The sequence below is a fragment of the Rhodopseudomonas sp. BR0G17 genome (assembly GCF_010907025.1).
Taxonomy (GTDB): Bacteria; Pseudomonadota; Alphaproteobacteria; order Rhizobiales; family Xanthobacteraceae; genus Rhodopseudomonas; species Rhodopseudomonas palustris_H.
The window spans coordinates 18,011-38,992 of record NZ_QUML01000003.1 but is presented as its reverse complement, the minus strand read 5'-3'; the positions used below and the strand labels follow the sequence as shown (position 1 = coordinate 38,992).

At 64.4% G+C, this 20,982-nt stretch carries 23 protein-coding genes; 8 read left to right on the top strand and 15 right to left on the bottom strand.

Annotated elements, in window-relative coordinates; translation table 11 throughout:
• Positions 1 to 42 precede the first annotated feature (42 nt).
• The gene (locus DY467_RS03925) at positions 43 to 276 is read left to right on the top strand and encodes a hypothetical protein (protein ID WP_164634110.1); all 234 of its coding nucleotides are present in this window, start codon (positions 43 to 45) and stop codon (positions 274 to 276) included.
• Between the two features lie 195 nt (positions 277 to 471).
• Here DY467_RS03925 and DY467_RS03920 read toward each other — a convergent pair whose 3' ends face one another.
• The 4 genes from DY467_RS03920 to DY467_RS03905 form a co-directional block, all read right to left on the bottom strand.
• Entirely contained in the window at positions 472 to 1,260 is a 789-nt protein-coding gene (locus DY467_RS03920) for a 3-hydroxybutyrate dehydrogenase (RefSeq protein WP_164634109.1), read from the bottom strand.
• A gap of 49 nt (positions 1,261 to 1,309) precedes the next feature.
• A complete protein-coding gene (locus tag DY467_RS03915) occupies positions 1,310 to 2,449 on the bottom strand; it encodes a DUF3734 domain-containing protein (RefSeq protein ID WP_164634108.1) in 1,140 nt (379 codons plus the stop codon).
• Positions 2,450 to 2,544: 95 nt separating this feature from the next.
• On the bottom strand, positions 2,545 to 3,060 hold the full coding sequence (locus tag DY467_RS03910) for a CAP domain-containing protein (protein WP_164634107.1): 516 nt from the start codon (positions 3,058 to 3,060) through the stop codon (positions 2,545 to 2,547).
• A gap of 246 nt (positions 3,061 to 3,306) precedes the next feature.
• Positions 3,307 to 4,344: a glutamine synthetase beta-grasp domain-containing protein gene (locus DY467_RS03905; protein WP_107345811.1), complete on the bottom strand. Its 1,038-nt coding sequence runs from the start codon at positions 4,342 to 4,344 to the stop codon at positions 3,307 to 3,309.
• Positions 4,345 to 4,626: 282 nt separating this feature from the next.
• Here DY467_RS03905 and DY467_RS03900 point away from each other — a divergent pair, with 282 nt between their 5' ends.
• Complete coding sequence (locus DY467_RS03900; protein ID WP_164634106.1) at positions 4,627 to 4,842, top strand: hypothetical protein; 216 nt, start codon at positions 4,627 to 4,629, stop codon at positions 4,840 to 4,842.
• Positions 4,839 to 5,021 carry a DUF2735 domain-containing protein gene (locus tag DY467_RS03895; protein WP_012497457.1) on the top strand — a complete coding sequence of 61 codons (183 nt, stop codon included), beginning with the start codon at positions 4,839 to 4,841 and terminating at the stop codon, positions 5,019 to 5,021. The genes DY467_RS03900 and DY467_RS03895 overlap by 4 nt, the downstream gene beginning before the upstream one ends.
• A 105-nt stretch (positions 5,022 to 5,126) precedes the next feature.
• On the opposite strand, the gene DY467_RS03890 is transcribed toward DY467_RS03895, so the two are convergent.
• The 5 genes from DY467_RS03890 to cysG all read right to left on the bottom strand — a co-directional run bounded on the left by DY467_RS03890 (position 5,127) and on the right by cysG (position 10,118).
• The gene (locus tag DY467_RS03890; RefSeq protein ID WP_164634105.1) at positions 5,127 to 6,062 is read right to left on the bottom strand and encodes a glutaminase; all 936 of its coding nucleotides are present in this window, start codon (positions 6,060 to 6,062) and stop codon (positions 5,127 to 5,129) included.
• A gap of 146 nt (positions 6,063 to 6,208) precedes the next feature.
• The gene (locus DY467_RS03885) at positions 6,209 to 6,718 is read right to left on the bottom strand and encodes a DUF934 domain-containing protein (RefSeq protein ID WP_164634104.1); all 510 of its coding nucleotides are present in this window, start codon (positions 6,716 to 6,718) and stop codon (positions 6,209 to 6,211) included.
• Entirely contained in the window at positions 6,705 to 8,360 is a 1,656-nt protein-coding gene (locus DY467_RS03880) for a nitrite/sulfite reductase (RefSeq protein ID WP_164634103.1), read from the bottom strand. Before DY467_RS03880 ends, DY467_RS03885 begins: the two co-directional genes overlap by 14 nt.
• A 10-nt stretch (positions 8,361 to 8,370) precedes the next feature.
• A complete protein-coding gene (locus tag DY467_RS03875; protein ID WP_164634102.1) occupies positions 8,371 to 8,685 on the bottom strand; it encodes a DUF2849 domain-containing protein in 315 nt (104 codons plus the stop codon).
• Entirely contained in the window at positions 8,682 to 10,118 is a 1,437-nt protein-coding gene (gene cysG, locus DY467_RS03870; protein ID WP_164634101.1) for a siroheme synthase CysG, read from the bottom strand. The genes DY467_RS03875 and cysG overlap by 4 nt, the downstream gene beginning before the upstream one ends.
• A 400-nt stretch (positions 10,119 to 10,518) precedes the next feature.
• On the opposite strand from cysG, the gene DY467_RS03865 reads away from it, so the two are divergent.
• Together DY467_RS03865 and DY467_RS03860 are read left to right on the top strand one after the other, a co-directional pair.
• A complete protein-coding gene (locus DY467_RS03865) occupies positions 10,519 to 12,693 on the top strand; it encodes a malate synthase G (RefSeq protein WP_164634100.1) in 2,175 nt (724 codons plus the stop codon).
• 193 nt (positions 12,694 to 12,886) lie between these two features.
• Positions 12,887 to 13,087: a CsbD family protein gene (locus DY467_RS03860; RefSeq protein ID WP_107345818.1), complete on the top strand. Its 201-nt coding sequence runs from the start codon at positions 12,887 to 12,889 to the stop codon at positions 13,085 to 13,087.
• A gap of 141 nt (positions 13,088 to 13,228) precedes the next feature.
• Here the strand turns inward: DY467_RS03860 and DY467_RS26155 are convergent, their stop codons facing one another.
• From DY467_RS26155 to DY467_RS03850, 3 genes are all read right to left on the bottom strand, one after another.
• Positions 13,229 to 13,390 carry a Thivi_2564 family membrane protein gene (locus DY467_RS26155; protein ID WP_199851763.1) on the bottom strand — a complete coding sequence of 54 codons (162 nt, stop codon included), beginning with the start codon at positions 13,388 to 13,390 and terminating at the stop codon, positions 13,229 to 13,231.
• A 142-nt stretch (positions 13,391 to 13,532) separates the two neighbouring features.
• The gene (locus DY467_RS03855) at positions 13,533 to 14,198 is read right to left on the bottom strand and encodes a DUF2865 domain-containing protein (RefSeq protein WP_164634099.1); all 666 of its coding nucleotides are present in this window, start codon (positions 14,196 to 14,198) and stop codon (positions 13,533 to 13,535) included.
• A gap of 22 nt (positions 14,199 to 14,220) precedes the next feature.
• The gene (locus DY467_RS03850; RefSeq protein ID WP_164634098.1) at positions 14,221 to 14,997 is read right to left on the bottom strand and encodes a L,D-transpeptidase; all 777 of its coding nucleotides are present in this window, start codon (positions 14,995 to 14,997) and stop codon (positions 14,221 to 14,223) included.
• Between the two features lie 239 nt (positions 14,998 to 15,236).
• On the opposite strand from DY467_RS03850, the gene DY467_RS03845 reads away from it, so the two are divergent.
• The gene (locus DY467_RS03845) at positions 15,237 to 16,331 is read left to right on the top strand and encodes an AI-2E family transporter (protein WP_205502020.1); all 1,095 of its coding nucleotides are present in this window, start codon (positions 15,237 to 15,239) and stop codon (positions 16,329 to 16,331) included.
• Between the two features lie 99 nt (positions 16,332 to 16,430).
• On the opposite strand, the gene DY467_RS03840 is transcribed toward DY467_RS03845, so the two are convergent.
• Positions 16,431 to 16,817 (bottom strand): hypothetical protein, encoded by a 387-nt coding sequence (locus DY467_RS03840; protein WP_164634097.1) that lies wholly within the window; start codon positions 16,815 to 16,817, stop codon positions 16,431 to 16,433.
• Positions 16,818 to 17,202: 385 nt separating this feature from the next.
• Entirely contained in the window at positions 17,203 to 18,009 is an 807-nt protein-coding gene (locus tag DY467_RS03835; protein WP_107345822.1) for a response regulator, read from the bottom strand.
• A gap of 201 nt (positions 18,010 to 18,210) precedes the next feature.
• Here DY467_RS03835 and DY467_RS03830 point away from each other — a divergent pair, with 201 nt between their 5' ends.
• Together DY467_RS03830 and DY467_RS03825 are read left to right on the top strand one after the other, a co-directional pair.
• A complete protein-coding gene (locus tag DY467_RS03830; protein WP_199851764.1) occupies positions 18,211 to 18,444 on the top strand; it encodes a NepR family anti-sigma factor in 234 nt (77 codons plus the stop codon).
• Entirely contained in the window at positions 18,444 to 18,989 is a 546-nt protein-coding gene (locus tag DY467_RS03825; RefSeq protein ID WP_011159760.1) for a sigma-70 family RNA polymerase sigma factor, read from the top strand. Before DY467_RS03830 ends, DY467_RS03825 begins: the two co-directional genes overlap by 1 nt.
• A gap of 162 nt (positions 18,990 to 19,151) precedes the next feature.
• Here DY467_RS03825 and DY467_RS03820 read toward each other — a convergent pair whose 3' ends face one another.
• Complete coding sequence (locus DY467_RS03820) at positions 19,152 to 20,825, bottom strand: CHASE domain-containing protein (RefSeq protein ID WP_164634096.1); 1,674 nt, start codon at positions 20,823 to 20,825, stop codon at positions 19,152 to 19,154.
• Between the last annotated feature and the right edge of the window lie 157 nt (positions 20,826 to 20,982).

Genomic DNA, 20,982 nt, shown 5'->3' with positions numbered 1-20,982 from the left:
GACGCTACTGACCGTCTCACCGTCTCGTGCTATAGTTTCAGAATGAGCGCGGACAACCTTGAGGATCTGATCAAGCGGGCGGAATCCTGGCCGGAAGCGGCGCGGGAGGAACTGGCCGCGATAGCTCGCGAGATCGAAAGCGAGCTTCAAGCCGACCGGTATCACGCCAGCGCCGAAGAACTGCGGATCATCGATGCTGCGGTTACTGCTCTCGACGCAGGCGAACACGCAACCGACGACGAAATCCGAACTGCGTTCGCCAAATTCGGTCGATGAAGGTCGTTACTCCCGGCAGGCTCTCGCCGACCGCCCTACTCATCGACCAACGTCGTCGCCCGGCTTGACCGGGCGATCGAGTATTCCAGGTCCATGACGCTCTGGAATACTGGATCCTCCGCTTGCGCGGAGGATGACGTGCGTTCGTGAGGCGAAGGCGGGGCCCGACCGAATGTGGACGGCCCCAAACCCGCCTTAAGCCGCGGTCCAGCCGCCGTCCATCGACAGGTTGGCGCCGGTGATCTGGCTGGCATCGTCGCCGCAAAGATAGACTGCGAGAGCGGCGACCTGCTCGGGCGTGACGAACTGCTTGGTCGGCTGGGCAGCGAGCAGCACGTCGTTGATCACCTGCTCCTTAGTGAGACCCCGCGCCTTCATGGTGTCGGGGATCTGCTTTTCGACCAGCGGCGTCCAGACGTAGCCGGGCGAAATGCAGTTGCAGGTGATCTTGTGGGTGGCGAGCTCCAGCGCCACCGTCTTGGTCAGGCCAGCGATGCCGTGCTTGGCGGCCACATAGGCCGACTTGAACGGCGAGGCGACCAGCGAGTGCGCCGAGGCGGTGTTGATGATGCGGCCCCAGCCGCGCTTCTTCATGCCCGGCACCGCGGCGCGGATGCCGTGGAACGCTGACGACAGGTTGATGCCAATGATCGCGTCCCACTTCTCGACTGGGAAGTCCTCGACCGGCGACACGAACTGGATGCCCGCGTTGTTGACGAGGATATCGACCGAACCGAAAGTGGTTTCGCCGAGCTTGATCATCTCGGCGATCTCGGCGGGCTTCAGCATGTCGGCCGGCGAATAAACAGCCTTGACGGCGAAGTCGCTCTCGATCGCCTTGCGTTCCTTCTCGATCGCGTCTGCGTCGCCCATGCCGTTGATCACGACGTTGGCACCGACCTTGGCGAAGGCGCGCGCATAGCTGAGCCCGATGCCCGAGGTCGATCCGGTCACGACCGCGGTCTTGCCTGTCAAATTCGTCATCATCCGCTCCTGTTCGCGAGGTTGAGAAAGCGGCGCTAGATAGGGCCGCTTATTCGAATGCATCCCGGGTGAGATCCCAGGTCACCATGGTCTCGCCGTCCTGCGGCGCCTGTTGCCAGCTCTGGTCGCGCATCGAGACGTAGACGTCCTGCTCGCCGGCCTTCCAATGCTCGATCATGTTCAGCCGGGAGAAATCGTAGTCCTTCGACGACGCCTCATAGTCCCGCTTACGATAGATCAGATGCACGACGGTGACGGTGTTCTCTTTGGCCGCCTCATGCAGGATGGCGTAGGCCGGATCGTCACGCAATTCCGCCGGCAGCCGATCGATCAGATCGCGCAGCGCCTTGCGGGTGTTGTGGATCATCTTGTTCTTGTCGGTATTCAGCCGGGTGCGGCTGGAATAGCGGATGTCCTTCTCGCGCTCGGCGGCTTCCAGCAGTGTTTCCGGCAGGCGGCCGCGGGAGCTGAACAGATCGACCTGAAAGATCAAGAGATCGTCGCGCTGCTCGCAGTCCAGCACGTAGTCGAGCGGCGTGTTGGAAGCGACGCCGCCGTCCCAATAATACTCGCCGTCGATCTCGATCGCCGGAAAGCCCGGCGGCAGCGCGGCCGAAGCCATGATGTGCTCGGGGCCGATGGTCTGCTTGGTGGTATCGAAATACACGAAGTTGCCGGTGACGATGTTGACCGCACCGACACTCAGGCGGATGCCGTTGTGGTTGAGGCGGTCGAAATCGACCAGCCGCTCCAGCGTCGAACGCAGCGGCGCGGTGTCGTAATAGCTGAGGTGGGAGGGCTTGCCAGACGGCAGCAGGTGCGTCGGCGGAAACCGCGGGGTGAAGAAGCCGGGCACCCCGAAGGTGGCGATCATCGCCGCCGAGGTCTCATTGAACAGCGAATGCACGTGGTCGTCGCGCAGCAGCGGCTGCCACGGCACCGGCGACGACGCCATCTCCCAGAACTGCTTCAGCTTCTCGACGCGCTGCTCGCGCGGATTGCCGGCGATGATCGCGGCATTGATGGCGCCGATGGAAATCCCGGCGAGCCATTGCGGCCCGAAATCGTGATGGCACAGCGCCTGGTAGGCTCCGGCCTGATACGCGCCGAGCGCACCACCGCCTTGCAGCACCAGCACGCGGCGCGCGTCGCAGGGCCTTGCGGCCTTCCTATGCGGTGTCGAGTCCATCTGGTCGGTCGCACCTTAAGCAACAACGCCGGCAACTTGGCGATGCGCGGCGCCAGCGTCAATTGCGCCAACGGCGGGAGCCGATCACGCCCGCTTTATCGGGGCGTGTCGGTGGAGGCGAGGATCATGGTCCAGAACACCTTGTATTTGGTGCCCGGCGCGTAGCTGGCGGCGATGCCGATCCGGTCGACGCCATTCTTCAGCATGTTGGCCCGATGCGGCGGCGAATCCCGCCAGCCCGAAAACGCTTCCGCCAGCGTGTGATAGCCCGCCGAGACGTTCTCGACCGCGACGGCTGCCGGATACCCCGAGGCGTTCAGCCGCTGCGCCAGCGGCGCCTTGACGTCGTGGTCGAGCTTGTTGCGCCTTGCCATGGTCGAGGACTGGTCCTCGGCAAGCTTGGTCAGCGCCGGATCGACCGTCACCGGGCCAAGCCCGTTGTTCTGGCGATATTGTGAGATCATGACGGCCGCTGCGGCGACATCGACCTTGGCACCCTCGCGCGCCATGCTCTGATACATCGACGGCGTATCGACCGACGGTGCGACATCGCCGCCGGCACAACCGGCCAGCACCAACAGGCCGAGAACGGCCATCACCCCGCGAAGCATTGTCCAGATTCCCCATTCGCGCGCGATCGGCACTGCCGGCCCGTCACCGGCTCACGACGCGCCGGGCAGTTGTTGCACGTCAACAGTGGCTGAAAGGTGAAGATAGCCGCCCGAGCGCTTGCGACCGAGAGGACCAGCAATTCGCGCGAAGAACGCGGCAAAAACAACGAAAGCAATCACGTTCAGGGCATCAAAACGGCAACGGCCCGGACTTGCGTCCGGGCCGCGAGCAGTCGCCGTGGAGGTTCAGGCGGCGGCCGCCGACTTCGAGGTGGGGACCGACGAAATCGTCTTCAGAACCTGGGACGCGATCTGGTAGGGGTCGCCCTGCGAGTTCGGGCGGCGATCTTCCAGATAGCCCTTGTAGCCGTTGTTGACGAAGGAGTGCGGCACGCGGATCGAGGCGCCGCGATCGGCGATGCCGTAGGAGAACTTGTTCCACGGTGCGGTCTCGTGCTTGCCGGTGAGCCGCATGTGGTTGTCCGGACCGTACACCGCGATGTGGTCGTCGAGGTTGTCTTCGAACGCCTTCATGAGCGATTCGAAATACTCCTTGCCGCCGACTTCCCGCATGTAGCTGGTCGAGAAGTTGCAGTGCATGCCCGAGCCGTTCCAGTCGGTGTCGCCGAGCGGCTTGCAGTGGAACTCGATATCGATGCCGTACTTCTCGGTGAGACGCAGCATCAGGTAGCGCGCCATCCACATTTGGTCGGCGGCGGTCTTCGAACCCTTGCCGAACACCTGGAATTCCCACTGGCCCTTCGCCACTTCGGCATTGATGCCTTCGTGGTTGATGCCGGCGGCAAGGCAGAGGTCGAGATGCTCTTCGACGATCTGGCGGGCGATGTCACCGACGTGCTTGTAGCCGACGCCGGTGTAATACGGGCCCTGCGGCGCCGGATAGCCGGCCTCGGGAAAGCCGAGCGGGCGGCCGTTTTTGTAGAAGAAGTATTCCTGTTCGAAGCCGAACCAGGCGCCTTCGTCGTCCAGAATGGTGGCGCGGGTGTTGGTCGGATGCGGGGTGACGCCGTCCGGCATCATCACTTCGCACAGAACCAGAATGCCGTTGTTCCGCGCAGCGTCCGGGTACATCGCGACCGGCTTCAGCACGCAGTCCGAGCTATGGCCTTCGGCCTGCATCGTGGACGAGCCGTCGAACCCCCACAGCGGAAGCTGCTCTAGCGTCGGATAGATCTCGAATTCCTTGATGGTGGTCTTGCCGCGCAGGTTCGGCGTCGGCTTGTAGCCGTCGAGCCAAATGTACTCGAGCTTGTACTTGGTCATGCGGTCCTCTCGTTGGAGATGCCACCGGCATTCGGCCGATGACGGACGCGGAACCGCACCCGGCGGCCTTCGGTCCTGCGAACATGAAGCATTTAATATGCCAAAATGAGCCAAATCGCCGCAGGCAGGTCCGCGGCGGTCTCGCGGCAACTTCGATGCGCAAGACAGTGTCGGCCCTGCGCGGTCGCCGAGCGCGAAACGCCAGATTCATCCGTATTTCCCCGCACCCGCCGCGGTGAACAAAATTAACCCCTCGGGCGCACGATTTTCTCGGAAGGGTGAGTGCGCAACCAAGCCATCCCGGCCGCGTTGCATCAATCCAGTGCCGAGTTCGTCATCAAACGGGCGAATGCGCAAAGAATCGCCAGCGGCTGGTTCTTTGTTGATCATTCTGCCTGCACGCGAAGCAATCGCGTTATCATCCGTTGCGACGCGCGGCCGGACCGCTCGTCGAGCCAGCTTCATCGACCCGAAGGAGAGAAAGGAGAGATCGCGTGAGTAGCCTGAATCAGACCTCCGCCAAGATCTACCAGTTCCCGGTCGGCGGCCGGGATGGAGCCAACCGCACCGCGCTTCCGAGCAGCGAGGCGGCGTCGAATCCGGCCAATATCCTGACCTGCTCAAGCTGGTATCACGAGATCGCGATGCTTGAAGAGCAGTCCACCAAGCGGCCATGACACCGCAGCTTGCGCGGCGCCGCCGCCGCGATCATCAGAGCGACTGACGAAGGGCCGGCGCACGCGTTCGGCCCTTTTTGTTGCGCCGGGTCGCCCGCCTGATCGTCAGACGCCGAAGATCGACCACCCCATGCGCTTGGTCAGCGCCTCCAGAGCGACGCGCCCGAGATGGGAGTTGCCCGCGGCATCGAGCCCCGGCGCCCACACCGCGATCGAGGCCTTGCCCGGCGCCACCGCGAGGATGCCGCCGCCGACGCCGCTCTTGCCCGGCAGGCCGACCCGATAGGCGAATTCGCCCGAACCGTCATAGTGGCCGCAGGTCAGCATCAGCGCGTTGATGCGGCGCGCGCGTTCGCTCGACACCACGTTGAGTCCGGTCGACGGGTTCTGGCCGTTATGCGCCAGAAAGCGGCCGGCCATCGCCAGCTGCCGGCAGCTCATCGCGATCGCGCAATGATGGAAATAGACGCCGAGCGTGTACTCGACCGGATTGTCCAGCACCCCGAACGATTTCATGTAGTTGGCGAGCGCGGCGTTGCGGAATCCGGTGCGCTGCTCGGATTTCGCCACCGCTTCGTCGATCGCGACAGTGGAATCGCCGGCCAGAAACTGCATGAACCGCAGGATCTCGCCGAGCGCTTCGCGCGGCTGATGCCCGGACAGGATCAGATCGGTGACGGCGATCGCGCCGGCATTGATGAACGGATTGCGCGGAATGCCGCGCTCGTGCTCGAGCTGCACGATCGAGTTGAAGGCGGAGCCCGACGGCTCACGGCCGACCCGCCGCCACAGCCGATCGCCGGCCTTGCCGAGCGCCAGCGTCAACGTGAACACCTTCGAGATGCTCTGGATCGAGAACGGCACGTCGGCATCACCGGCGGCGGCGACATGGCCGTCGGCACTGATCACCGCGAGGCCGAAGGCTTTCGGATCGACCCGCGCCAGTTCCGGAATGTAGCCCGCCACCTCGCCGCGGTCCGTCCGCTGCGCCATCTCATCGGCGATTTCGGCAACGATACGGTCGAGAAGCTGATTGCTCATGGCGGCGCATTTGATGCAAAGCGCGCACCAGGTCAATCGACAAAGACAGCGCCGTCATTGCGAGGAGCGCAGCGACGAAGCAAATCCATGCCGCACGCGGGGCGCTGGATTGCTTCGCTGCGCTCGCAATGACGAATGCGTTCGGGCTACGTCGCCGACGTCAGATGCCGCTGGCGGCGGAGCTGCAGCGCGCTGCGGTGACCGTCACCGGTGGGCTGATAGAACTCGGTGTAGCGATGCGTCGCTTCGCCGAAAGCGTGCGCGTCGGCTTCCTTCTTGACGTCGAGCGCGTCGAAGCCATTGCGGACCAGGAAGGTGAACTGATCGCGCAGCACCTGTCCGGTGGCGCGCAGCTCGCCGCGATAACCATAGACCTCGCGCAGCCGCCGCGCCTGGCTGTGGGCACGTCCATCCTTATAGGTCGGAAACACCAGCGCGATCAGCGCCAAACGGTCCAGCCAGGGCTTCAGCTCGGCGACATCGCGGTTGTTCGGCCAGATCACGCCGAGCGGGGTGTTGCGCGCCACCAGCCGCTCGGGATCGGCCAAAAAGCGCGCAGCCGAAATCAGCACCGAACCCGCGGCCGGCAACTCTGCGTCGTCGGCGACGAGGACGAACTCATCGGTCGCAATCTGTCCGTTCTTAACGAGTGGCATAGACCCGCTCCTTGAAGGGCTCGACGCCGAGGCGCTTGACGGCGTCGACGAACAATTCGTCCGGCCGCTGCCGCAGGGTGAGATAGGCCTCGACGATATCTTCGATCACGTCGGCGACTTCGCCGTACGGCACCGCGGGGCCGATCAACACCCCGAGCTCAGCGCCCTCGTCGGCACGACCGCCGATGGTGATCTGATAGAACTCCTCGCCGTTCTTCTCGACGCCGAGAATGCCGATATGGCCGACGTGGTGATGGCCGCAGGCATTGATGCAGCCGGAAATGTTGATGTGCAGCCGCCCGATCAGTGCCGCGGTCTCGGGACTGGCGAACCGGCGCGACAGCTCCTGGGCGATCGGGATCGACCGCGCATTCGCCAGCGAGCAGTAATCGAGGCCCGGGCAAGCAATGATGTCACTGACCAGACCGACGTTCGGCGTGGCGAGGGCGAGCTTGTCGAGGGCGGCCCACAGCGCCGGCAGGTCGCGCTTGGCAACGTGCGGCAACACCAGATTCTGCTCATGGCCGACGCGGATCTCGCCGAACGAGTATTTGTCGGCAAGGTCGGCGACCGCATCCATCTGCTCGGCGGTGGCATCACCGGGCGGGCCGCCTGCCGGCTTCAGCGACAACGTCACGATGGCATAGCCATCATGCCGGTGCGGCGCGACCGAGTTGTTGCGCCACGCTTCGAACCGCACATCGCCGGCGGCGGCGCGCAGTTCGTCGGGTTCGGCCGGTAGCTTCTCGTAGGCCGGATAGATAAAGCGCGAGCGGATGTCCTCGATCATCTCGTCGTCGAGCGTCAGCGGGCCGTCGGCGATCTCGCGCCACGCCTGCTCGACCTCGGCGGCAAACTTCTCGATGCCGAGTTCGTGCACCAGGATCTTGATACGCGCCTTGTAGATGTTGTCGCGGCGTCCGTACTGATTGTAGACGCGCAGGATCGCCTCGATATAGCTGAGGATGTCGCGGCCTGCGACGAACGACTTGATGGTGCGGCCGATGAACGGGCTGCGACCAAGCCCGCCGCCGACCAGCACTTCGAAGCCGGTCTCGCCCGCGTCGTTCCTGACCAGCTTCAGGCCGATGTCGTGGATCTTGATCGCGGCGCGATCGTGATCGGACGCAGTGATGGCGAACTTGAACTTGCGCGGCAGGAAGGAGAATTCCGGATGCAGTGCGGTGTGCTGGCGCAGGATTTCGGCCCAGACCCGCGGGTCTTCGACCTCCCCCGGCGCAACGCCGGCCCACTGATCAGCGGTGACGTTGCGGGTGCAATTGCCCGAAGTCTGCATCGCGTGGATGCCGACTTCAGCAAGATCCGCAAGCGCGTCGGGCAGATCCTTCAGCGCGATCCAATTGAACTGGATGTTCTGCCGGGTGGTGAAATGGCCATAGCCGCGGTCGTAGGTCCGCGCCACATGCGCCAGCTTCCGGAGCTGCGCCGACGACAGCGTGCCGTACGGAATCGCGACGCGAAACATGTAGGCGTGGAGCTGCAGGTAGACGCCGTTCATCAGCCGCAGCGGCTTGAACTCGTCCTCGGTGAGTTCGCCCGAGAGGCGGCGGCTCACCTGGTCGCGGAATTCTTCGACGCGCTCGTGAACGATGGCGCGGTCGATGTCGTCGTAAGCATACATGAAACAGCCCTCAAGCCTGGACGGGCAGCGCGATGGTGACGCCGTCGCGGCGGATTTTCTCGCGCAGATTGCCGGGACTAATCGCCCCGTCGGCGCCGATTTCCACCGGCGCGATATAGGCACCGACCGCGCCGACATCGTCGGCGGTCGCAGCGGCGAGCAGCGCCCGCGCCGGCTCGGCCTCGCGCACGACGGCGGCGTCGGCCAGATCGGTCGACCAGCCGCTCTGCGCGGTTCGGTAAATCACCACGCCATCGGTGGTGCGGTTTGCAGTCACCACCGAGGGACCGGTGATCTTGATCTTCTGTTGCAGTGGGGACGTCATTCGGCGGCCATCTGATAGGTCGAAACGAGTTGCAGGAGTTGTTGCTGGCGCCACGGCGCCGAGTGCGCGACGACGTCGCCGATCACCAGCAGTGCCGGCCCGCCGTCGACCTCCTCGACCAGCGCCGGCAGCTCATCGAGCGTGCCGACGGCTGAGACAGCGTCCGGACGCGTCACCCGCGCAAACACGCCGACCGGCGTATCGGCCGCGCGGCCGGCGGCGAGCAGCCCTTCGCGGATCGTCGGCGCCGCGCTCATGCCCATATACACCACGACCGTCATCTTCTGATCGGTCAGCGCCGACCAATCGACGGTCTCGGCGTCCTTGGCCTTGTGCGCGGTCAGGAAGGTGATGCGAAGCGCCTCGTGGCGATAGGTCAGCGGCACCTCGAACTGCGAGGCCGCACCGAGCGCCGCGCTGATGCCCGGCACAACCGCGTAAGACACGCCGGCTTCGCGCAGCGCTTCGACCTCTTCGCCGCCGCGACCGAATACGAACGGATCGCCGCCCTTCAGCCGCACCGCGCGCTGGCCGGACCGGGCCGCTTCGATCAGCAGCTTGTTGATCGCGTCCTGACCAATGCCCGGCTGGCCGACACGGCGGCCGACCGGCACGCGCTTGGCGTCGCGCCGGATGCGGTCGAGGATCTCGGGCGAAACCAGCTCGTCGTAGAACACCACGTCGGCATCCGACAGCGCCCGAAGCGCCTTCAAGGTGAGGAGATCAGGATCACCGGGACCGGCGCCGACGATGCTGACGTGACCGTCAGCGCGGCGGCCGAGCGAATGCCGCGCATAGTCGGTGGCATCGTCGATCTTCTTCAGTTCGGTCTCGGCATCCGCCAGCCGCCCGTCGAGCACCGCGCGGCCGATCGGGCCGTCGACGACGCGCTCCCAGAACCGGCGGCGCAGCGGGAATTCAGGAATCCGTGCCTTGATCGGCGTGCGCCAGCGGCCGATCAGTGCGGCCAGCTCGCCGATCCGCGCCGGCACCACGGTCTCGATCAGTTCGCGGAGACGACGCGCCACCACCGGCGAAGACCCGCCGGTGCCGATCGCAACCACGACGTCGCCACGATCGACGATCGCCGGAAAGATGAAGGTGGAGTGCGACAGCTCGTCCATGACATTGACCGGCACGCCGAGTGCCCGCGCCTTCGCGGCCAGCGGAGCGGCGACATCGCCCGCGCCCGCACACAGCAGCGCGATCGCCCCGGTGAGGTCGGCGGCGGCCGGATCGTCGTCCGGGAAACTCACCCGCGCCCGCTCGGTCTCGGTCAGGCCGGCCAGATCGCGGTCGCCATCGGTGACGTACCAGCGGACCGAAGCACCGGCGCCGAGCAACAGCCGCAGCTTGGCGCGCGCCATCTCACCGGCACCCACCAGCACCACGGGTCCCGTCGCCAGATCCAGAAACACTGGAAGAAATCGCATGTCCGCTCCATCGCCACCTGGGGCTGTTTAGAATTATTTTCTCCGCTTCCGCGACACAAGCAGGGCCGGAAGAAAATCATTCCATTCCACCTCTGCCGATCCGTAGAGAAATTTCGCCCCTCGTCGCCACTTGGCAGAGACAGTCTTTCTCGGTCGCATCTGGAGTCGGAGCTGAGCAAGGGCCATGCCGCCCTCCTTCCTGCCGCGACTCCCGGCAGATCGGCGTTCAGGCCGGGAACGAAAGGGTTCCCGGCGGCGTCTGGCTGCAGCCAGACAGTGCGGGCCTTCTCTTTTGGCGACCTTTGACGCTAAAAGGAGCACCCGGCGCCGCTACGCGGCGACCGGTCATTTGACCCCTGAAAAGGCGCCAGCGCGCCGTTTTCTCGCGAGACATCCAAAAATGAATCGTATTGACGCCCACGGACTTAAAATCGCGCCTGTGCTGTTCGACTTCATCGCCAAGGAGGCCGCGCCGAAAACCGGCATCGCTCCCGACGTATTCTGGGCCGGACTCGCTGCGATCGTTCGTGATCTGGCGCCGAAGACCCGCGCGCTGCTGAAGACCCGCGACGATCTGCAGGCCAAGATCGATGCGTGGCATCTCGCCAACAAGGGCAAGAAGCAGGACATGGCGGCCTACACCGCGTTCCTGAAGGAGATCGGCTACCTGCAGCCCGAGCCGGCGACCGCGCCGGTCGAGACCGCCAATGTCGATGAAGAGATCGGCAAGCTGTGCGGCCCGCAGCTGGTGGTGCCGCTGTCGAACGCGCGCTACGCGCTGAACGCCGCGAATGCGCGCTGGGGCTCGCTGTACGACGCGTTCTACGGCACCGACGCGATCCCGCAGGAAGCCACCCAGGCCAAGGGCTACGACAAGGCCCGCGGCGACAAGGTGATCGCCAAGGCCAAGGCGTTCCTCGATCAGGCCGCGCCGCTCGCCACCGGCAGCCACAGCGACGTCACCGGCTACAGCGTGATCGCCGGCCAGCTGTCGGCCAAGCTGAAGAGCGGCAATGCCACCGGTCTGAAGAAGCCGGCGCAGTTCGCCGGCTTCCGCGGTGATGCCGCTGGTCCGAGCGCGGTGCTGGTGGTCAACAACGGCCTGCACATCGAGATCAAGATCGACCGCGCCAGCGCCATCGGCAAGGACGATCCGGCCGGCGTCGCCGACCTGATCATCGAGTCGGCGGTGTCGACCATTCTCGACATGGAAGACTCGGTCGCCGCCGTCGACGCCGAAGACAAGGTGCTGATCTATCGCAACACCCTCGGCCTGATGGACGGCACGCTGTCGGAAAGCTTCGAGAAGGGCGGCAAGACCGTTACCCGCGCGCTCAACGGCGACCGCACATACACCGCGCCGGACGGCAAGGAAATCTCGCTGCATGGCCGCAGCCTGCTGCTGATGCGCAACGTCGGTCATCACATGTGGACCGATGCGGTGCTCGACAGCGAAGGTCAGGAGATCCCGGAAGGCTTCCTCGACGCTGCGGTGTCGGGCCTGATCGCGATCCACGATCTCAAGCACCTCGGCAAGAGCCGCAACAGCCGCACCGGCTCGGTCTACATCGTCAAGCCGAAGATGCACGGCCCGGATGAAGTGGCCCTCACCGTCGAGCTGTTCGGCCGCGTCGAGAAAATGCTCGGCCTGACCGAGAACACGCTGAAGGTCGGCATCATGGATGAGGAGCGCCGCACCACGGTGAACCTCAAGGCCTGCATCCAGAATGCGAGCAAGCGGATCTGCTTCATCAACACCGGCTTCCTCGACCGCACCGGCGACGAGATCCACACCTCGATGGAAGCGGGTCCGATGATCCGCAAGAACGAGATGAAGGCGCAGCCCTGGATCAAGGCGTACGAGGACTGGAACGTCGACACCGGTCTGGTCGACGGCCTGCCCGGCCACGCCCAGATCGGCAAGGGTATGTGGGCGGCCCCGGACAAGATGGCCGACATGATCGCGCAGAAGATCGGCCACCCGCAGGCCGGCGCCACCACCGCCTGGGTGCCGTCGCCGACCGCAGCAACGCTGCACGCGCTGCACTATCATCAGGTCGACGTGATCGCGCGCCAGCAGGAGCTGGCCAAGGGCGGCCCGCGCGCCAAGCTCGAAGACATCCTCACCATCCCGGTGTCGAATTCGAACTGGGCGCCGGACGATGTCCGCCAGGAGATCGACAACAACTGCCAGGGCATCCTCGGCTACGTGGTGCGCTGGATCGACCAGGGCGTCGGCTGCTCGAAGGTGCCGGACATCCACGACGTCGGCCTGATGGAAGACCGCGCCACGCTGCGCATCTCCAGCCAGCATCTCGCCAACTGGCTGCACCATGGCGTCGTCACCAAGGAGCAGGTGATGGATTCGCTGAAGCGGATGGCCGTGGTGGTCGACAAGCAGAACGAAGGTGATGCGCTGTACCGGCCGATGGCGCCGGATTTCGACGGCGTCGCGTTCGAAGCCGCGTGTGACCTGATCTTCAAGGGCCGCGCTCAGCCGAACGGCTACACCGAGTTCATCCTGCATGAGCGCCGCCGCGAAGCGAAGGCGGCGCACCTGGACTCGGCGCGCTAAATCAGCAGACCTGTTACTTCCGCAGTCGCGAGACCTCCCCCGCCAGGGGGAGGTCTTTTGTTTTGGTAGCTCGTTACTTGCTGTGATTTCAAGACCGCAGCCCGCAAGCCTCGGGTGACGGCTTGCCGCAGCGGAAGCCGGAACCATCCTCAGCACCGCCCGTTGACCGGCATCCAAAACACTGGAGGACAGGATGGATTGGAACCGCGTTGAAGGTAACTGGAAGCAATTCAAGGGCAACGTCAAAGAGAAGTGGGGCAAGCTCACCGACGACGATCTCAACGTGATCGAAGGCCGGCGCGACCAGCTCGAAGGCAAGCTGCAGGAGCGCTACGGCTACGCCAAGGACCAAGTCCGCAAAGACGTCGACGACTGGTTTTCGACCCTGAAGTGATCGGGCATCACAGCTCGACATGCAGAGCCCCGGCGAGAGCCGGGGCTTTTTGCTTGTCGGCAATTTCGAAATGACTGACGACGGCTCTGCTTTGCGGCGACCAAAGAAAAGGCCGGGCGATGGCCCGGCCGGATTGCTGGCTTAGAACACCGCCAGATATTTCAACAGCGATACCACGCCGATGATGATGACGATAATCCGTGCGATCTGTTTGGCGCGGCCGTCCATCGGCAGCATGTTGATCAGATACAGCACCAAAATGACGACGAGAAATGTAATCAGAATTCCGATCAGAATGCTCATCTTCCTAGCTCCAACCCGCGGTCGCGCCGCACCGGATCAATCGCCAAGACGCTGATCAGTTCCAACTTCGGAACTATCGTAACTCCCCATGAAAATACCGCGCGGCAGACGCGCGGCTTCCCAACTGTTGGCAGCCGAGGGATTAGTCCTGGGCCAGCACCGGGACCTTGGAATAGCCGGCGCGGACGTGATCGGCGCCGGAGGCCGGAGCGAGCGCCACCTTGCCGTCGTTGCCGGAGGCGTTACGAGCCGCGACCATCAGGCCGTCCTTGCCGGCGATGATGTCGCCCTTGCGCACCGTCGGATCGTCCTCGATCGGGATCTTGGCGAGGCCAAACTGGTCTTTGCCGTTGCAGGTGCAGCCGGCGACGATCTCGGTGCGGAATTTGAAGGCGTTCGGCAATTCGGAATATGGCTTGCCGCTGGACGTGCGGGCGTTCTCGATCGACGAGCCGTACACCACCTTGGTGTCGCTCGACGGGCAGAAGCTGTTGCAGGTCTCGGCCTTGGTATCGCCCCCGCTGGACGAGATTGGGAAATAACGCCCGTCGCAGCTTCGGACGCAATACGCCTGCCCGCCGGTCGAATAGGTGCGCGCGCTCGGACGCGACATTCGCTCTCGCGTATCGCGTCCATACCCGTCATCCGCAAACGGCAGCGCCGGCATCCGCGGCTGATAGCGCGGCGCCTGGAAGCCGCCGAACAGCGCCTGAAAGAAATCCTGCGCATGCGCCGGAGGCATCACCGCGGTCACAGCCGCAAGTGCCGCGGCACCGATTCCGATCTGGCGTGAGATGAGCTTGCGCATGACGGTCTCCGGCTGTCTGGCGTTAGTCGATCGACGAGGCTGAGATGTTCATGGCCTGCCGGCCAGGCCGCGGGGTCGAGCGCGCTTCAATGGGATGGGGGCCGGACTTCGGCAACACTACGACTCGGGTTCCGATCCCAGCCCTGCTGAACAGGTCCTCGACGTCCTCATTGGTCAGGCGGATGCAGCCCGAGGAGACGAACTTGCCGATCGTCGACGGATCATTGGTGCCGTGGATGCGGTACGCGGTGGAGCCGAGATACATCGCCCGCGCACCGAGCGGGTTGCCCGGGCCGCCGGCCATGAAGCGCGGCAGATAGGGCTGGCGCGCAATCATCTCCGCCGGCGGCCGCCAGTCCGGCCACTCGGCCTTGCGGGTGATGGTCTGGACGCCGGCCCAAGTGAAGCCTTCGCGGCCGACGCCGACGCCGTAGCGGATCGCCCGACCGCCGCCGAGCACGTAATACAAATAGGTGTTCGAGGTATCGATCACGATGGTGCCGGCCGGCTCCTTGCTCGGATAGCTCACCACCGTCCGGCGCAGCCGATCAGGGAGCTGCGCGTCCTCGTTCGCGTCCACCGCAACATCGTTATCGGCGGGTTCGGACGGCGCAATTACCGCCTCGTCGGATTCGAACGGGGCGAACTGCGGCGGCTGCGCCGCATAGCCGAGCGCCTGGGCGGCAGCCGGAGTTGCCGGCAGCGCAAGCGCGAGCAAAAGCGCAGCGCCCGTCGCCGCCACCGAATTGAACGCGCGTCCCCGCTGCGGGACGCATGCAGACAGCATCGTGGTGATCATGGAAAGTCCCCGCTGTTAGTTGCGACGTCCGTTCGGCGTCGGCGAGAGAACGCGGTCCCGCTCCAGTCCGTTCCCGCACTTGGTTCGAGCGATGCGCGAAGGCGTCAGCAGCGAACTCGGAACCTTCTCGGTCGATCGTCGTTGCACGCAGCGGCAGTCTTCGATGGTTGCGCCGTCATCCGGCCCGCTCGCCGTCGACTTCCACGTCTCCACACATAACTCAGACGCTGGGTGGTCCATTGCGCGTACTTCCCGCCGAGCCTGCCGGCACGCCGCTTCCCGACAGCAAGGACGAGCGGCCGCCGCTGATCCGGCGCACCGAAGTCGTTGCGCTCGCTCTGGTCGCCCTGCTGGTGATCCTGCTGGTCGGCCTGCTCTACGTCGGAAAGCCATTCTTTTTGCCGATGGTCACCGCCTTCGTGGTCGGCACCATGGTGTCGCCGGCGGCAAGCTTCCTGGAGCGCTTCCGGATTCCACGCGCGGTCAGCGCGGTGCTGATCGTTGCGCTGGGGCTCGGCACAGTCACCTTCATGGTCGGGCTGATTTCGGCACCGCTGATCGAGTGGAGCAGCCGGATTCCCGAGGTCGGCTCGTTGCTCCGCGAAAAGCTGCACGTGCTCGATCGGCCGCTGCAGATGTGGCGGCAGATCCAAAGCTCATTGAGCGGCTCCGAGAGCCTGCCGCAGAGCTCGGTGCAGATGCCGAAGATCGACTGGGTGTTCGAATTCCTCTCGCCCACCCTCACCGAACTCCTGCTGTTTCTGGTGATGCTGGTGCTGTTCGTGGCGAGCTGGAAGGATCTTCGCCGATCGCTGGTGATGGTGTTCGCCGGTCGCGATGCCCGGCTGCGGACGCTGCGGATCCTCAACGAGATCGAAGGCAGCCTCGGCGCCTATCTGCTGACCGTCACCGTCATCAACCTGTGCTACGGCGCCGCCACCGGCCTGATCTGCGCCGCCGCGGGGATGCCGAACCCGGCTGGCCTTGGGGCGCTGGCGGCGGTGCTGAATTTCATCCCGATCATCGGGCCGTTCGTGATGTTCGTGGTGCTCACGGTCGTCGGCATCATCAGCATGCCGACCCTGGGCGCCGGGCTGCTGGCCCCGTTGGGCTTCACGCTCCTGACCTTCTTTGAAGGCCACTTCATCACCCCCACGATCATCGGGCGCCGCCTGTCGCTCAACGCGCTGGCGGTGTTCATTACCCTGGCATTCTGGACCTGGCTGTGGGGGCCGATGGGAAGCTTCCTGGCCTCCCCGCTGTTGATCGTCGGGCTGGTGCTCAAGGAGCATCTGATGCCCGAGGACGCCCCGCAGCTTCCCGGCGGTGACTGACGCCGGCATGCCGGCCTAACGCCCACTCACCACGCCCCTGCAAACGAAAACATCCGCCCCAGGGGCGGATGTCGGATGCTCTGTTGTCTGATGAAAGCGTTACGCGACGCAACGTCCCGGCTGGAGCTGCTTGGCAACCTCGGTAAGGACACTGACCACCGGCTCGCAGGCCACGATCCGCTTCGGCGCCATCGCCGGCTTGGTGGTGGCCGCGGGCGCTCCGTCGGCCTGCTCCTTGGGGATTCGGACGAGAACCGATTGGCCGATCAGCGTCACGGCAAAGGTCTGGCCAGGCTGCACATCGCCGCTGATACCAGCACGATCGGCTTTGCCCGAACGGTTGACGTCTTGGGGTGCCGGTGCGGCGACTGACGCCTGCTGCATCAGTCCGGCGTGACCGAGGTCTTCGCCGACAGCCAGTTGAGCCGCGCCAAGCGTTCCGGTGATAGCAATGGCGCCCAAAATTCCCCGCACGATCTGTGACATGGTATCTTGCCGCTTTGTTGTAGCTGGCGTTATGCCGCTTTTCCCTGTTGCGGCACCGCCAACTACGCGTTCGCGATGCACACAATGATTAATCGCGGGAGCGGCAAAGCGGTTCGATAACCATCGATCAACAGAGCGTGTTAACGTTTTTAGCAGTTGACGCGGAACGGTTTTTACCTACCGGCGTTCAACCGACGCCGGTTAAGTCCCCCTGCCCCGAAGCCGGCGATACAGGGCGCGGCTGTGTGATGCCAGCCGCGCCCTGTTTGATTGAAGCCTCCGGCACCTCACTCGCAGCAAAGCAAAACGCCGCCCGGCAGAGCCGGACGGCGTTGGTCGTTTTCGGCCTGACGGCGTTGGTCGTTTTCGGCCTATGGCGGAGTGATCAGGAAGCGACCGCGTTGGGCTTACGGTTGCGCGAGTTGCGCTGAAAGAACAGCGCCTGGCTGGCGACCGCCGAGACCATCGCAGGCTGAAATGGCTTGGAGATCAGGAAAGCCGGCTCCGGACGTTCGCCGGTCAGGAAGCGTTCGGGATAGGCGGTGATGAACACCACCGGCACTTCGAAGGTCCTTAGCAGTTCGTTAACCGCGTCAAGGCCGGAGCTGCCGTCGGCGAGCTGGATGTCGGCCAGGATCAGGCCAGGCTTCTTGGTCCGTGCCAGCGCGATCGCGTCGGCGTGGGTCCGGGCGACACCGATCACGTTATGGCCCAGCCCCTTGACCAGGCTCTCGAGATCCATCGCGATGAAGGTCTCGTCCTCGATGATGAGAACGTCGGTGGCGATCTCCTCGGCCATCTCCTTGCCGGCGGTCTCGACCAACTGACGGACTTCGGTGACCTCGGCCTGCAGTACAAAGGCGACTTCCTCTTCCGAGAAGCCCTCGAGGGACAGCAGCAGAAAGGCTTGGCGAGGGAGCGGAGTGATCGCCGACAGGCGCCGCTCCGAAGGCATCGGCAGCGTCCGAACGTCGGATTCGTCGTTTAGAGCGACCGAGTTCCAAATCTGGGTAAACAAACGGAAAAGACCGGCCCGAGGACCGTGCCGCTCGTCGAGCAGGGCCGGATCCTGGAGCAGTGCCTCCAGCATGGCGCCTACGTAAGCGTCGCCGGAGGTCTGGCTACCGGTCAGCGCGCGCGCATAGCGGCGCAGCAAGGGCAAATGCTCTGCAACAACCTGTGATCTCGACATCCCCACTCCATCAGTCATTCGGCCATCGCCAGCGGCGGGCCGGCACCTCTGCGAGGGCAACTACGCCCGAGCGGGGCAAAAGTTCCATTCTCGTGTGGAACTTTCATGCCGGGATCGCATTAGGGTCCCGTGAACGGCGACAGATCAAGAAAACCCTCGAAGTTCAGGGGACTTGACCATGGGGAAAACATTGGATCAGTCATGCAAGAATTCAAGGCTCAAACCATGAAGAAGTCGGCTCCAGGCACTAAGGGAGGTCTCAACGCCGAAATCCAGGCCCGGATCGGACATCAATTGCGCGCGATGTACGACGACGTGGTCCGGCAAGGCGTTCCTGATCGGTTCGCGGAGCTGATCAAGAAGCTCGACGATCCGCAGCAGGCGGCCGAAGCCGCCAATGCCTCGGACTCGACCGCGACCGAAGGGAGGGACTAATGCCTCTCACCGATTCCCTTCGTGACGACATTCTCGCCGCCGTGCCGAGCCTGCGCGCGTTCGCCATCTCGCTGAGCGGCAACGCCGATCGTGCTGACGACTTGGTCCAGGAAACCCTGCTGCGAGCGCTCGCCAACATCGACTCGTTTCAGCCGGGCTCGAACCTGCCGGCGTGGTTGTTCACGATCCTCCGCAACCTGTTCCGCTCCGACTATCGCAAGCGGCGCCGGGAGGTCGAAGATGCCGATGGCAGCTACGCCAAGACCCTGAAGTCGCAGCCGGGCCAGACCGCCCATTTGGAATTCGAGGAATTCCGCGCTGCGCTCGACAAGCTGCCGCAGGACCAGCGTGAAGCGCTCATCCTGGTTGGAGCCTCCGGGTTTTCCTACGAAGACGCCGCGGCGATCTGCGGTTGTGCGGTCGGCACCATCAAGAGCCGCGTCAACCGGGCGCGATCCAAGCTCAGCGCGCTGCTCTATGTCGACGGTGCGGAAGACTTCGGACCCGACGACACCGTCCGTGCCGTGATCGGCGGCAACGGCTGATCCACCGCCGACCCGGCGGGGATCGCTCGATCCAATGACGCATCGAGCGATCTCTGGCGCCGGTATCACTCCCCAAACACGATCCATGCGGGGCTCCCCCTCGCGAACAGACCGAGATCTGGCCGAGCATGCTTCGGCCAGATCCGGCTGTTTGCGTGCGAACTAGCGCGGCTGTTTCGGGGATTTACGGATCGGCCGCACCGGCGCAGTGATCTGCCCGGTGCGATCACGCTCGTTGACGTCCACGACAGTATCGAGCGGCGCGGTCAGCTCATAGACGTAGCTGACGTCGGTGAAGTAGCGCTTCGACGTGCCGCCGAGCGCTTCGGGCGCCACGCGGTCGAGCAGGATAATGCCGAACTCGCTGTCCGGACGCCGGGTCGCCGCGCTGGTGTTGAACTCTTCCCAGCGGAAATGAAATGTTGCGTCCTTGGCTTCGCCTGTGACGGTCCAGCTCGCAACCACCCGCGGGTGCTTGCCGACCACGGCCAAGCCCTCATCGGAATGCGACGCCAGCTCGAAGAACAGCAGAGACAGGCTCTGTGCCGCCCGCGCGCTGACCGCGATATCAGGACCGTCGACCTCGATGCGGTCGGCATGCGGGATTGCCCGTCCTTCGAACAGGCCCTTGAGCATCACGCCCTGCCACTGGCTGTCGCTGAGCAGCGACACGACGTTGGACATTGCATGAATCCGCCCGATCAGCAGTTCGCGCGCGACGTCGAGATCGGAGCCGTGACGCAACGTCCTGGTCACGATCGACTGGATCACCGCCAGAATATTCTTCACCCGGTGGTTGAGCTCGTCGATCACCGCAGTCAAGCGGCGCTCGAAACCAATCCGCATCTGGATTTCGCGTCGAAGCCGGATGTTGCTGTAGCTGACATAGCCGAACAGCCCGCAGACGATCAGCGTCAGCGCCAGACCGGCGAGTCCGATGATCAGCGCCATTTTCTGAGCGCGGTCATAGGGATCGATCTTCGGATAATAGGCCAGCGACCAGTCCCGATTACCGAAGGTCACGGTGCGAACGATGATCGGATTGGCCCCTTCCGGGTGCGCCACTCGCGAGGTGATCTCGCCGCTTTCGTCGGCGAGCAGTTCATAACCCTCGCGGCTCGGATCCTTCAGCACCACCGAGAACAACGACAGATCGTCGTTGGTGAGCATCAGCGTGGCGAGCTTATAGGAGAAGGTGACGAAGCCGACGATGTCCGAGCTGTCGGTGTTCATCACCGGCGCCGCCAGAACGACACCGACCGGACCACTGCCCGTTAGCGGGACCGGGTCGGAGACGTGCGGCTGGCCCTCGGCCAGGGCCTGCGCAAATGTGCGGCCGAGCACCGGGTCGTGATCCAGCATCCGGCCGGTCAGCGCCATCGTCTCGGCGTTTCGCGGCTCGACATCCATCACCACGTCGAGCGGCACCGGGCTGCTCAGATCGAGCGGCTTGCCGTCATAGTCGCGCACGGTCGGATCGGGAAAGCCAGCTTTGGTCAGCTCGGCCTCGGCGGCCGGCACTTCCTCGGGCTTCAGCCGTGCCACCCAGGTCGCCAGCACGAAATCGGTCTTGAAGGTGTAAATCGACGACCGCAGCGGCTGCAGCATGTCGGCCTTGATCACCGAGGGCTTGCGAAACAGGCCTGAAGCGACCCGGCCGAGCAGTTCGCGCTCGGTGAGGCGGTCCTGAACCTGGCTGGCATGAACGTCGATGGCCCGTCCGAGCGCAATGCGCTGGATCGCCGCTTCCTGCTCATAGACGCGGGATGCGGAAAAGCCTGACAGCACCACCCCGATGATAGCGATCAAGCCGATGATGAAGCCAAGCCGAACCACGCTCTTACTCGTTGTCCGAGGCGGAGCGTCCGCCTCACCTATTCAACGTATCGAAACCGGCCCCACCATGAAGAAGCGTCGACCTGAGCGCAACTGGAGGACGGTCGGTGGGGCACGAATTCCAAGAGCGGTTCAACCACGCCCGGCCTGATTTCGT

What these genes read in the sequence shown, in the direction of transcription:
- DY467_RS03905 (WP_107345811.1), bottom strand. Translation starts at nt 4,344, where the DNA reads ATGACCAAGTACAAGCTCGAGTACATTTGGCTCGACGGCTACAAGCCG.
- DY467_RS03860 (WP_107345818.1), top strand. Translation starts at nt 12,887, where the DNA reads ATGGATTGGAACCGCGTTGAAGGTAACTGGAAGCAATTCAAGGGCAAC.
- DY467_RS03925 (WP_164634110.1), top strand. Translation starts at nt 43, where the DNA reads ATGAGCGCGGACAACCTTGAGGATCTGATCAAGCGGGCGGAATCCTGG.
- DY467_RS26155 (WP_199851763.1), bottom strand. Translation starts at nt 13,390, where the DNA reads ATGAGCATTCTGATCGGAATTCTGATTACATTTCTCGTCGTCATTTTG.
- DY467_RS03835 (WP_107345822.1), bottom strand. Translation starts at nt 18,009, where the DNA reads ATGTCGAGATCACAGGTTGTTGCAGAGCATTTGCCCTTGCTGCGCCGC.
- DY467_RS03865 (WP_164634100.1), top strand. Translation starts at nt 10,519, where the DNA reads ATGAATCGTATTGACGCCCACGGACTTAAAATCGCGCCTGTGCTGTTC.
- DY467_RS03830 (WP_199851764.1), top strand. Translation starts at nt 18,211, where the DNA reads ATGCAAGAATTCAAGGCTCAAACCATGAAGAAGTCGGCTCCAGGCACT.
- DY467_RS03920 (WP_164634109.1), bottom strand. Translation starts at nt 1,260, where the DNA reads ATGACGAATTTGACAGGCAAGACCGCGGTCGTGACCGGATCGACCTCG.
- DY467_RS03910 (WP_164634107.1), bottom strand. Translation starts at nt 3,060, where the DNA reads ATGCTTCGCGGGGTGATGGCCGTTCTCGGCCTGTTGGTGCTGGCCGGT.
- DY467_RS03915 (WP_164634108.1), bottom strand. Translation starts at nt 2,449, where the DNA reads ATGGACTCGACACCGCATAGGAAGGCCGCAAGGCCCTGCGACGCGCGC.
- DY467_RS03880 (WP_164634103.1), bottom strand. Translation starts at nt 8,360, where the DNA reads ATGTATGCTTACGACGACATCGACCGCGCCATCGTTCACGAGCGCGTC.
- DY467_RS03890 (WP_164634105.1), bottom strand. Translation starts at nt 6,062, where the DNA reads ATGAGCAATCAGCTTCTCGACCGTATCGTTGCCGAAATCGCCGATGAG.
- DY467_RS03825 (WP_011159760.1), top strand. Translation starts at nt 18,444, where the DNA reads ATGCCTCTCACCGATTCCCTTCGTGACGACATTCTCGCCGCCGTGCCG.
- DY467_RS03875 (WP_164634102.1), bottom strand. Translation starts at nt 8,685, where the DNA reads ATGACGTCCCCACTGCAACAGAAGATCAAGATCACCGGTCCCTCGGTG.
- DY467_RS03855 (WP_164634099.1), bottom strand. Translation starts at nt 14,198, where the DNA reads ATGCGCAAGCTCATCTCACGCCAGATCGGAATCGGTGCCGCGGCACTT.
- cysG (WP_164634101.1), bottom strand. Translation starts at nt 10,118, where the DNA reads ATGCGATTTCTTCCAGTGTTTCTGGATCTGGCGACGGGACCCGTGGTG.
- DY467_RS03885 (WP_164634104.1), bottom strand. Translation starts at nt 6,718, where the DNA reads ATGCCACTCGTTAAGAACGGACAGATTGCGACCGATGAGTTCGTCCTC.
- DY467_RS03850 (WP_164634098.1), bottom strand. Translation starts at nt 14,997, where the DNA reads ATGATCACCACGATGCTGTCTGCATGCGTCCCGCAGCGGGGACGCGCG.
- DY467_RS03840 (WP_164634097.1), bottom strand. Translation starts at nt 16,817, where the DNA reads ATGTCACAGATCGTGCGGGGAATTTTGGGCGCCATTGCTATCACCGGA.